Raw genomic sequence first — 11,445 nt, 5'->3', positions numbered from 1 at the left:
AGGCTAACGACCATGACCGACGCCGAAGTACCGCGCCAACCCAATACCTTCGCCCTATGGCGCGAAGTGGATGACACCCGCATCCGCACGCGCCTGGGTGGCATCTTCTACCTGCTCGCCTGGCTGCTGACCTGGGTCTTCAGCGCAAAGCCGGGAGAGCTCGTTCTCAGTGGCGTGCTGGGGTGTACGCTGTTCGGCGCACTTCTGGCGGCACGCCTGCTGCACCGGCCCGATGGCCTGGAGAGCCCCGAGCAACTGCAGCGTTGGCTGGATCGTCACTGGGGTCTGATCATCGTGACTGCGCTGTGTTGGGGCCAGGCCCATGCACTGGCGGTGTACAGCGACGCCTACAACGACTCGGAAATGATCGCCACCCTGGCGACGGTGGCCTTCGCCACGGCGATGACTTTCAATTTCGCCATGCGCCGTGGCCGAGCGCTGCTGGCCCTGGTCCTGCTCTACCTGCCGGGCCTTACCGTGATGGCACTGAACTGGCAGCAAAAACACACAGTGCTGATCACCCTGATCTTCTACCTCAGCTACCTGATCCTGGTGCTCGGCCGCAATCATCGTGAATACCGCGCCACGCTCGACCTGGAGCTGAAACTGCTGGAGCAGCAGAGCCAGCTCGACCTGCTCAGTCGCACCGACAGCCTGACCCAGCTGGGCAACCGCTATCAGTTCAACAACCTTTTCCCCAGCCTGGTGGCCAATGCGGTGCGCCAGGGCGAGCCGCTATCGCTGGTGCTGATGGATATCGACTTCTTCAAGAAGGTTAACGATGAACACGGCCATGCCGGTGGCGATGCCTGCCTGAGTGCCTTCGCCGAGCGCATGCGCAAGGTGTTTCGCCGCGATGCCGATGCGTTGCTGCGTCTCGGCGGCGAGGAGTTCGGCGTACTGTTGCCGGGCACCACACTAGCCCAGGCCTGGGACCTGGCCGAGCACTTTCGCCAGGAGCTGGAGGCCGAAGGCCTGCTGCTGGCTGGCCAGCGCCTGACGTTGACCACCAGCCTGGGTGTCGGCTGTTTCAGCAGCCGTCACGATGGCGACGCCGATGCCTTCTTCAAGCGTGTCGACGGCGCGCTGTATCGGGCCAAGCGCGAAGGTCGCAACCGCCTGGTCGCGGCCGATCACTGAAGCGCGCCTGCCTCAGGATCACGCGCGAATTCAGGTTGGGGGGTCGCGGGTCGCCTGGCTGCGCGCCCCGTTGACCTCGCGACGAAAAGCGCCGCGCACGGCACACCCGACGAAACCATCACGACTCACTACAGACGGAACTTGCCCATTTGCCCGGCGAGATCGTCAGCCAGGCGACTCAGTGTCTGGCAATCCTCACGGCAAGCGCGCACCTCGCCGGCTGTCGCGTGCGCCAGGTCGGCGATGCCCTGCACGTTGCGGTTGATCTCTTCGGTCACCGAACTTTGCTCTTCGGTCGCCGCAGCCACCTGGGTATTCATATCGCTGATGCGCTCGACCTGCGAGGTGATCGCGCCGAGTGACTGCCCCGTGCGCTGACTGGATTCGACACCGGTACTGGTGGCCGACTGGCCGGCATGCATCGAGCTGACCGCCGTTTCCGCACCCTGCTTGAGACGCTGAATCATCTGCTGGATCTCATCGGTCGAGGCCTGGGTGCGACTGGCCAGCGTACGGACCTCATCGGCCACCACGGCAAACCCTCGGCCCATCTCTCCAGCCCGCGCCGCCTCGATGGCGGCGTTCAGCGCCAGCAGATTGGTCTGTTCCGAGATGCCGCGAATCACCGCCAGCACCTGATCGATGGACGCAACCTGTTCAGCCAATTCGCTTACCGCACCCGCGGCGCTACCAATATCGGCAGACATCCGCTCGATATGGGCAATGGACTGTCCGACCACCTGACGCGCGCTCTGCGCTTCTTCTCGGGCGCTGTGCGAGGACTGCGCAGCATTGCTGGCGTTGCGCGCGATCTCCTGTACGGTCAGGCCCATCTCGTGCACGGCGGTGGCCACCATGTCGGTCATTTCCTGCTGCTGCACGGCGCGTCCGGCAGTGTTCTCCACCACCCGCGCCACCTGACCGACTGCCGTGCGCAGCCGCTCGCTGGTGGCCAGCACATCGCCGATCAGGTCGCGCTGGCTGGCGAGAAAACGGTTGAAGCCTCGAGCCAGGTCACCCAGTTCATCAGCCCGCGATTCATCGAGACGGCGCGTCAGGTCGCCACCACCGCCGCCGATTTCCACCAGTGCCTGCGTTACTTGGCGGATCGGCCGCACCAGGCCACGCGCCAGCAATACCACCAGACCGAGGAACAGCAGCGCTACAGCCACGCCAATCAGGCTGGTCAGCAGCAGCGCCTGACGTGCTTCGGCGTAGACTTCGGCCTCCGGCACTTCGCTGACCAGGAGCCAATCGATGCTGGCGAACTTCTGCGCAACGGCGAGAAAGGTCTCGCCATCACGCTCGAAGCGCACCGCATGACTGTCGCCAGCGAGCACCTGGCGGCTGGCGTCGGCCCCGAACAGCTCGCCGAGCTTACCGCTACCGCTCAGTTGCGAATGCGGGTGGACCTTGACGTTGCCCTGGCTATCGATCAGGAAAACCTGGCCTCGCTCGCCGAAGCGGAACTCGCTGATCATCTTCGACATGTCCGCGAGGTCATAACCCAGGCCAGCAACGCCGAGGGTCTTGCCGCCACGCTTGATGCGCTGGTTGATGAACAGCGTAGGCAGCCGGGTGGTCTTGTCGATGTCGATTTCCAGCACGCGATCCCGGTCACTGTCGACCAGTCGATAGAACCACTGGTTCTCCGCCTGGCTGCGGTCAAGCGTGCGCATCAACCCTTCGCCAGTGGTGTAGTTGCCGCTGGCCAGGGCAACGATGGAGGTCGTCATGGCGTTCTGCTGCGCACGCACGCCTTCGAGATAACGGGCGAACTCGTCACGCCGAGCGGCGTCCTCGCCTGCGACGAGCCAGTCCTGAACCAGGCTGTTCTCGGCAATCGAGGCGTTGGCGGTGATCGGCGCAGTCAGCACCCGCTCCAGGTCGTTACGGATCGCCAGCACCCGCGCCGGCAGCGCCTCCTCGATCAGGTAGCGCTCGGTCAGGCGATCGACCACCACGGAATAGATGCCGACGACGATGAGAATGCTGGCCAGCAGGGCCGCGCCCATGCTGAGGATCAATTGCCACTGAATACTGCGTTGCCAGAGGCGCATGGGGCTTCTCCCGGTGGTGGTTGGAGTTTGCCCGAGCAATTGGATACAAAAATGTACACAAATTGCAATCCGGTTACCGACAGATTTCATATCGGCGCTCCACTGCCAAGCTTTATCCACACCAGCCGCGATCCTTAACGGCGCAGGCCAGGCTCCAGGCCAGAGCAGCCGGCGCCTGCAGGCTGACAGACCGATCGACTCAAGGCCCTATGCTGAATTCCAGACGAGCGGTCTGGCCGCCTTCGTCGAGCACACTGAGCTGGTGCCTGCCGCTGTCGAAGGCATGGTTGAAGGACGCATCCTGGGCGCTGTCACCCAGTGGCTGACCATCGAGGAACCACCAGCGCCGGCCATTGCCACCCAGTGCCGACAGGCTGAGGCGCAGCGGCTCGTGATTGCCCTGCGGCCGGCGCAGACGATCACCATCGCGTACGCCAACGATGGAAAGCGGCGCTACCTGGCTGCTGCTTGGCGGTGGACAGCTCGGATCGATACCCGGCAAGCGCGCGGCACGCCGTTCCCGACGGGGCAACCAGGGCTCCAGCGGAGCAGGCCACAACACCAGCTCGCGCGCCTCGGCGCCTGCGCAGGCCGGCCCGACACGATGCCCCTCGGTATTGACCCAATAACGTTCGCGCAGGCCACTGCCCAGCGGCTGATCGGCGGCCTGCAAGGTCGGTGGCGTGGTGCCCTCCAGCGTCCAGGCGAAGCGCAGGCGCCGGCAGTTGGGATCATCCCTGCTCATCGGCTGCCCCAGCGGCCAGCAGATGGCGGCCACGCCCACCTCGGCCGGCTGCGTATCGACCGGCGCCGCGATGCCACGCTGACTGTCGCGATTGACCAGCAGATCATGCACCTGCAGCAGCAGTGGCGCGGCCGAGGCCAGACCGAACTGGCCGGGCACCGGCGTACCGTCCGGTCGGCCGATCCAGATGCCGATCAGATGACGCGGACCGACCCCGATGGCCCAGGCGTCGCGAAAGCCGTAGCTGGTGCCGGTCTTCCAGGCCAGGGTCGGACGCTGCGCCAGCTGTGCGCGCGGGTCGCGATCCGGTCGCGCCTGGCCGCTGAGGATGCGTCGGATGATCCAGGCCGAACCAGGCGACAACAGACGGCGCTCGCGTAGTTCATCGTCTGGCTGCAGGCGTGGCCGGGCTGCCATACCGCTGCGGGCAAAAGCACTGTAACCGGCCACCAGCGACTCCAGCCGCGAGCCACCGCCACCAAGGATCAGCGCCAGGTTTGGCTCGGCCAGCGCCGGCAGACGAATCGGCAACCCTGCGCTACGCAGCTCGCCGGCGAAGCGCTTCGGCCCGTATGCCTCCAACAACTGCACGGCAGGCAGATTGAGTGAGGTAGCCAAAGCTTCACTGGCCGACACCGGGCCGATGAAGCCGGCGGCGAAATTGCCGGGGCGGTAGTCGCCGTAATGTCGCGGCACGTCCTGCAGCAGCGATTCGGAGTGGATCAGCCCGCTATCCAGCGCCATGCCGTAGAGAAAGGGCTTGAGTGTCGAACCGGGCGAACGCAGGGCGCGAACCATGTCGACGTGGCCAAAACGCGAGGTGTCGCCGATATCCACCGATCCGAGATAGGCACGTACCGCCATGCTCTCGTGTTCGACCACCAGAATTGCCGCCGAAGTGCGCTCGGGCAGGCGCGCGCGCCAGCCCAGCAGCAGGTCCTCCAGACGCTGCTGCAAAGCGGCATCGAGGGTGGTGCGAATCAGCGGCGGACTGCCGGCGCGGTTCAGTCGCCGCGCCAGCAAAGGCGCCAGGCTCGGCTCGCGGCGCGGAGCGAGGAATACCGGCTCTTCCAGAGCCTCGTCCACCTGGGCCTGCGGCCACACCTGGAACTCGCCCAGACGCCTGAGCACCTTGTCACGCGCCGCCTGGGCGCGCTCGGGATGGCGATCCGGGCGCAAGCGGCTGGGTGCCTGTGGCAGCACCGCGAGCAGCGCGGCATCGGCGCGGGTGAGCTGGCTTGGTGGCTTGCCCAGATAACTCCAGCTGGCGGCGGCCACGCCCTGCAAGGTGCCACCGAAGGGCGCGCGATTCAGATACAGGGTGAGGATTTCGTCCTTGGACAGATGCCACTCCAGCTGCGCGGTGCGCCATAGCTGCTTGAGCTTACCGGGCAGGTCACGGCCATGCGGATCGAGCAGCCGCGCCACCTGCATCGACAGCGTGCTGCCACCGGAAACCACGCGTCCGCCGGTAAGGTTCTGCCAGGCCGCGCGCCCCAACGCCAGCGGGTTGACCCCAGGGTGCTGGCGAAACCAGCGATCCTCGTAGGTCAGCAGGGCTTCCAGGTAATAGTGCGAGACCTCGTCCGGCGTCACCGGATAGCGCCATACCCCGTCACGGTCGGCGAAACGCCACAGCGGCGTGCCGTCTTCGGCCAGCACCACGCGGGCGAGGTCGTCTTCGGGCAGGGGCAGCGGGAACACGCGGTCGGCTAGCCAGAGCAGGGCTAAGGGTACGCAAGCGACGATAAGCCAGCGACGTAGGCGCTTGAGTCGCATGGTCAGCACAAGCTCCCGGATTGCATCCGGGCTACAGATCCCGCGTAGCCCGGATGCAATCCGGGGAACACCTCATTCACCAGCATCTTCGATCTCGACGTCTGCTCCGCCGGCCCAGTCGATGGGTAGCAAACCTTGACGCACATAATGATGAAAGCTGGAAAACGGCCAATCGCGCACGCGAGTGACCAGGCCATGCTTGAGCGGATTGATATGGATGTAGTCCACATGATGGCAGTAATCCTGCTCGTCACGAATCAGATGCTCCCAGAATCGTCGCTGCCAGATGTTGGCCTCACCTTTGGCGTTGGTACGCACTTCGCTGCCAACCTGCTGGCGTAGTGCTCCCACGAACGAGGCCTTGAGCATACGGATTCGCGCAGAGAAATCGGCGTCATCAGGTGGTAGCACCATAAGCATGTGCAGGTGATCTGGCAGCACCACCAACGCAGGTACTCGAAAGTGCAATCGAACCTGCGTGCTCTGCAAACATCGACGTAAAAGCGCCGCGCTTTTGAACAGCAGATCACTACGTCTGTCTTGCAGAGCCAGCGTCAAGAAATAACAGCCGCCGGCTACCTTGGCTCTGCGGTATCTCACCATTCGGCACCTCCTTGTGCTCGAAAATCCCCGGATTGCATCCGGGCTACGCGATCTGTAGCCCGGATGCAATCCGGGGTCGCTTTTAACGCCCCCTAACCACCAACGATGACGGCGCACTACCCAGCGCCTGCCAGCTCGGCCGGTACATGGACTCCACCTGCGGTGGCGGCACCCGGTAGCTGCCAGGCGTCACTGCGCGGGCCAGGTAGAGCAGATGGGTAGTGCCGTAATCATCCACGTCCACCGCTGCCACGTAGCGATCGCCACGGTACTCCTGGTGCTTGATCCGCGCGTTCTGCATCGACTGGCGCCACTCCTTGACGTTGCTACCGGCGTCATCGAGGCTCGCCGCGCTCTGCGCCAGATTCTGGTTCTCCAGCTCCAGGCCGGCCGGCAGCAGGTCCACCACCAGGGCATCCGGTACGCGCTGGCTGGCCCGCACGGCCAGGTGCACCAGCACCAGCTCGCCACTATCGAGGCGCTGCAGATCAAGCGGACGGCCATCCATGCCGAGATACTCGCGCTCGATGCTCAGGTTCTCGCCACCGGCGTGTGGCGCCTGGCTCGGATAACCGGACAGCGTCAGTTGCTGGTACAGCTTGGTGCTGCCGGCGTTGCTAACGCTCAACGGCTCGGCCAGTTCGGCACGCTCCAGCTTGATGCCGGGCTGCTGGTTGCTCAGTTCGAACTGGAAGGCGCCGCTGGCAAGCGCAGCGCTCCACGCCTGCTCCGGCTTGCCGAGAATGCCGCGACCGGCGAGGAACAGCGAGTTGCGCTCCTGGGTCGACAACCAGCGCTGCCCCGCCAGCTCATCAGCCAGGTTGAACAGCCGCTGCTCACGCTGGCCGGCAGCCAGGTCGTGCTCTTCCAGCAAGGCGAGAATCAGCGCCTGATCACGCAGCGGGCTGCCGTAGTCGGCCATCCAGCGCTCGCCATCACGCTGCTGGATCAGCCCCTGGTTCAGCGCCTGCTCGGCACGCGGCGCATCGCCCATCAGTTTCAGCGCGGCGGCCAGTTGCACCAGCGGCAGGCCGGAGCGCGCATCGTTGCGGCGGTCGAACAGGCTGCGCAGCGCGCCCAGCGGCGCCTGCTGGCTGCGTGCCAGAACGTAGCCGGCGTAAGCCTGTACGGCGAAGCGGGTGTGGGCGAAGTCCTGGCTGTAACTGGCCTCGATCAGGCTGCTCTGCTGCAGGTAGCGCAGCAGGCGGTCATTGGCCTTCTTCAGCGCCTCCGGTGGCACGCCGAAACCCTGCTCGCGAGCGCGCAGGAGGAAGTCGGTGACATAAGCTGTGAGCCAGTACTCCTCTTCACTCTCGGCACTCCATAGGCCGAAGCTGCCGTTATGCCGCTGCATGCCGAGCAGGCGCTCGATGCCCAACTCGATGCTCTTGCGTCGCTGCTCGTCCGGCTCACCCTCCAGGCCAAGACGCTTGAGACTCGCAGCATCGGCGTAGAGCGACGGGTACAGGCCACTGGTGGTCTGCTCCAGACAGCCGTAGGGGTACGCCTTGAGGGCACGAACCTGCTCCCCGAGGTTCAGCGGCGGCCGGCTCGACAGCGCCAGCACGGCTTCCAGCCCGGCAGGCTCGAACTGGTTCAAGGTTCCGGCCGGCAGGGTCCAGGGCTCGCCCTCCCCCAGCACTGCACGGAAGTGCTGCAGCTGCGCCGGATAGGCCGGACGGATGCCCAGCGTCCACTCGCGGCTGAAGTCACCCAGCGTCTCGTTCGGCAGCGCCAGCCCCTGCACCTCGACGTGGATACGCCCCTGCCCCAGGCCACCTTCGGCGCGCACCGGAATGCGCAGTGTGGTGCGCTGGCCGTCGTTCAGACGGATCGGCGCCTCACCCTGGTTGAGCAGACGCAGTTGGCCTTCCACACTGACCTGCACGTCGAGCTGCTGCTCGGCACCGGACAGGTTGGTCAGGTCCAGCGCCAGGGTGGTTTCGTCACCACCGGCAAGGAAACGCGGCATCGACAGTTCGGCGATCAGCGGCGCAGCGACCACCGTCTTGGCCTCGGCCATGCCGAAGCGTTCGTCGGTCCAGGCCTGGGCCATCAGTCGCAGCTCGCCGTTGAAGTCGGGAATGTCCAGGCTGACTTCGCCCTCGCCCTTGTCGTTCAGTTTCAGCGCATCGCTCTGCAGGGCGACGATCAGCACACTGGTATCCGGGCGTTTGCCACCGGCGGCAAGGCCGGCATCACCACCGAAGGCCAGGCTGGCGACACGCCCCTGGGCTTCGATCAGTTGGCCGTAGATATCCAGCTGGTCAGCGCCATAGGCCTTGCGCCCGAAGAAGTTGGCGAAAGGATCGGGCGTGGCATAACTGGTGATATTGAGGATGCCCACGTCCACCGCGGCGACCAGTACATGCACCTTGTCAGGGATGCTGCCGTCGGCATTGCGTGCGCTGACCTTGACCTTCAGCGGCTGCTTGGGCCGCATTTTCTCGGGCGCCTCCAGGCTCACCGCCAGCTTGCGCGGGGCACGTTCCAGCGGCAGGTGCAGCAGGCCGACCGCGCGTTTCGGGGTAACCTGCGCCTTGCGCTCACCGGGACGCACCACCAGGGCGCTGAGGTAGAGGTCGTGGCGTGCCCATTTCTTGTCGATGGGTAGCTCGAAGGTCTTGCCTTCGGCCGGCACGCTGATCTCCTCCCACCACAGCGGCCCGTCGCTGGACTCGACCAGCAGGTAGCCATTGCCGGCAGCCGGCGGGGTGACGGTGATCTTGGCCACGTCGCCAGCGGCATAGGCGGGTTTATCCAGCGCCAGCTTGACCTGATCCGGGCGTACTGCACCGCCATCGGCGTTGTCCTGCCAGCGGTAGCCGGCCCAGAAACGCAGGCTGCTGACCAGACCGGTCTGGTTGTCCACCACCTCGACCCGATACGGGCCCCATTCCACCGGGAAGCTGACCTTGGCGGTGCCGCCCGCGGCGACCTTCAGCGGCTCGTCGCTGAGAGTGAGGAATTTCTCGTTGTAGTTGTGACGCCAGCCTTCACCGTCGGAGAAACTCCAGAAGTAGTCGCGGCGTTCGCGCACCAGGCGCACCTTGAGGTTGTCGGCCGCCAGCTTGTTGCCGGCGGCGTCGGCCACCAGTATTTCGAACTCGGCCAGGCTATCGGCGTCGACTTCCTCGCCCTCGAATAGGCCGCGCAGCCCCGGCAAACGCTCGGCGGGCCATACCGGCTGAATGATGCGGCGGGTGATCGGGCGGCCACCGGACTCCTGCAGGCTGGCCTGGAGGATCAGACGCAGCGGCGACTTGGAGTCACCCCAGCGGTTTTCCGGGCGCAGCACGGCGCGCCCCTGGTCATCGAGATTCTGCTCGTCGAGCTCCTGATCCTGGCTCAGGTCGGCTTCGGTGACGTCGCCGAACTGATAGCCCGGCAAGCTCGCCACCGCCTCACGCAGCGGACGCACGTAGAGCTGCCCGGTCAGGCGATTACCGGCCGCTGGCGCGCCGTAGAGGTAACGCCCGGTCACCGCGAATTCGGCGCTGTCGCCCGGCGCGTAGGGCTGGTCCTGGCCTTTGAGCTCCAGGGCCATGCGCTCGGGCAGGAAGTCCTCGACGAGGAACTCATAGAGCTGCGGGCTGCCATCGCCCAGGTCCAGCAACAACTGCCAGCGGCCGGTCGGTGCCTCCTCGGCCAGCGGCAACTGGTACTGGTAGAGACCATCATCACCGGCATTCCAGACGAACTTGCGGCTGATCTGCTCGTCCGGACGGCGCACCTCGACGCTCACCGGCTGAGCCTTGACCGGACTGCCATCGGCATCGCGCAACAAGCCGTTGAGCAATACGGTCTCGCCGGGACGATACAGATCACGCGGACCGAACACGAAGAACTGCAGGGCATGCGCTGTCGGGCCGGTGATGTCGAACTCGGCAAGGTCAAGCGCAGGCGTATTCAGGCGCAGCAGGCTGGTCTGCTCGTCCTGCTTGGCCAGCAGCACCTGGGCCTTGGCCGGCAGCGGCAACTGCGCATGGCCGGCCGAGTCGGTCTTGCCCTCGGCAAGCAGCGCACCGTCGCCGTCGAGCAGTTCCAGCTGCACCCCGGACTGCGCCTTACCGCCTTCCAGCGCCTGGGTGAACACATCCAGGCGGTCACGATAGCGATGGGCGGAGAGGCCGATATCGCTCAGGGAAAACAGCGTTGCCGGCTGCGAATAGCTGTAACTGCCAGCCTCACGCATCACGGCCAGATAGACGCCAGGCTGCTTGAACGGCTCCAGGCCGGCGATGGGCAGCAGCAGGGTCTCGCGGGTGTTGCGCGCCGGGTTGAGGTCGAAGCGACCGCCATAGACCAGCTCGGCCATCGGCAGCAGCTCGCGCGCCTCCCAGGTATCCAGATTGCTGGCGCGGCCCCAGCGCGAGAGAAAGTTCGGCAGCGCCTCGGGCTTGATGCGGAAGAACTCGACGTTGACCTTGTCGACGTTCAGGGCGATCACCGGCAGGCCTTCGGCCAGACGGGTCGGCAGCAGCGAGCCACGGCTGGCGAAACCGACGCTGGCCTGCAGGTCGCGGGTCTCGAAGCGGCTGACATGCTCGGCGGCGAGCTTGCCACCATTGATCGACTTGAGGCCGGCATCGATGGTCAGCACCAGTTTGCGCTGCGGCTCGAGGTGGCGCAGGCGCAGCTCGCTGAGGTTGTCGGTCAGTTCCCAGGCGCCATCGACCTTGCCAGAGACGCTATCGACCAGATGCAGGCGTTCGGCGAAGGGCTGGTCGGGGTCCAGAGGAATGGAGAATGTCACCGACAGCGCACTGGCACCATCGAGCTGCACTTCGGAGACGTCGACCACCTCCAGCTCGCGCCCGGCGTAGCGCTCGGCCAGCGCCTCGCGGTCGACCGCGGGGGCAGGCGCCTGCGGCTGTTGCGCAGCAGGGGTAGCCGGGGTCACCGTGGCAGGGGGTTCAGAGGAATCACAGGCGCTGAGCAGGGTCAGCGCCAAGGCCAGAAGCAGTCCTTTGTTCGGCATTGCGGGCTCCAGAATCAGGGGGCGCAGAGGCCGACAACTATAGCCGAGGCGCCCTCACGGCGACGAGTCATCCCGACGAATTCGCCAAGCCACTCACACTCCAGGGGCAATGTGCGAGCACGCCGGGGCTGTGCCTA

Annotated in this window: 5 protein-coding genes; 1 reads left to right on the top strand and 4 read right to left on the bottom strand. The window is 65.6% G+C overall.

Going from position 1 to position 11,445, the window contains the following annotated elements:
• Positions 1-12: 12 nt before the first annotated feature.
• Positions 13-1,140 carry a GGDEF domain-containing protein gene (locus EL191_RS04175; protein ID WP_041977164.1) on the top strand — a complete coding sequence of 376 codons (1,128 nt, stop codon included), beginning with the start codon at positions 13-15 and terminating at the stop codon, positions 1,138-1,140.
• Positions 1,141-1,268: 128 nt separating this feature from the next.
• Here EL191_RS04175 and EL191_RS04170 read toward each other — a convergent pair whose 3' ends face one another.
• The 4 genes from EL191_RS04170 to EL191_RS04155 form a co-directional block, all read right to left on the bottom strand.
• Positions 1,269-3,200, bottom strand: a complete 1,932-nt coding sequence (locus EL191_RS04170) for a methyl-accepting chemotaxis protein (RefSeq protein ID WP_041976707.1) — start codon at positions 3,198-3,200, stop codon at positions 1,269-1,271.
• Positions 3,201-3,399: 199 nt separating this feature from the next.
• Complete coding sequence (pbpC, locus tag EL191_RS04165) at positions 3,400-5,724, bottom strand: peptidoglycan glycosyltransferase PbpC (protein ID WP_041977161.1); 2,325 nt, start codon at positions 5,722-5,724, stop codon at positions 3,400-3,402.
• Positions 5,725-5,796: 72 nt separating this feature from the next.
• The gene (locus tag EL191_RS04160) at positions 5,797-6,327 is read right to left on the bottom strand and encodes an REP-associated tyrosine transposase (protein WP_041976704.1); all 531 of its coding nucleotides are present in this window, start codon (positions 6,325-6,327) and stop codon (positions 5,797-5,799) included.
• Positions 6,328-6,409: 82 nt separating this feature from the next.
• Positions 6,410-11,308 (bottom strand): alpha-2-macroglobulin family protein, encoded by a 4,899-nt coding sequence (locus tag EL191_RS04155; RefSeq protein ID WP_041976701.1) that lies wholly within the window; start codon positions 11,306-11,308, stop codon positions 6,410-6,412.
• Positions 11,309-11,445: the final 137 nt, after the last annotated feature.

It is taken from the genome of Pseudomonas mendocina, assembly GCF_900636545.1.
Lineage (GTDB): Bacteria > Pseudomonadota > Gammaproteobacteria > Pseudomonadales > Pseudomonadaceae > Aquipseudomonas > Aquipseudomonas mendocina.
Note: the sequence above shows the minus strand (reverse complement) of the source record. Positions and strands in the feature narration are given on the sequence as shown.

Bases quoted from the DNA above. Each gene is read 5' to 3' on its own strand.
- EL191_RS04175 (WP_041977164.1), top strand. From the start codon at position 13: ATGACCGACGCCGAAGTACCGCGCCAACCCAATACCTTCGCCCTATGG.
- EL191_RS04170 (WP_041976707.1), bottom strand. From the start codon at position 3,200: ATGCGCCTCTGGCAACGCAGTATTCAGTGGCAATTGATCCTCAGCATG.
- pbpC (WP_041977161.1), bottom strand. From the start codon at position 5,724: ATGCGACTCAAGCGCCTACGTCGCTGGCTTATCGTCGCTTGCGTACCC.
- EL191_RS04160 (WP_041976704.1), bottom strand. From the start codon at position 6,327: ATGGTGAGATACCGCAGAGCCAAGGTAGCCGGCGGCTGTTATTTCTTG.
- EL191_RS04155 (WP_041976701.1), bottom strand. From the start codon at position 11,308: ATGCCGAACAAAGGACTGCTTCTGGCCTTGGCGCTGACCCTGCTCAGC.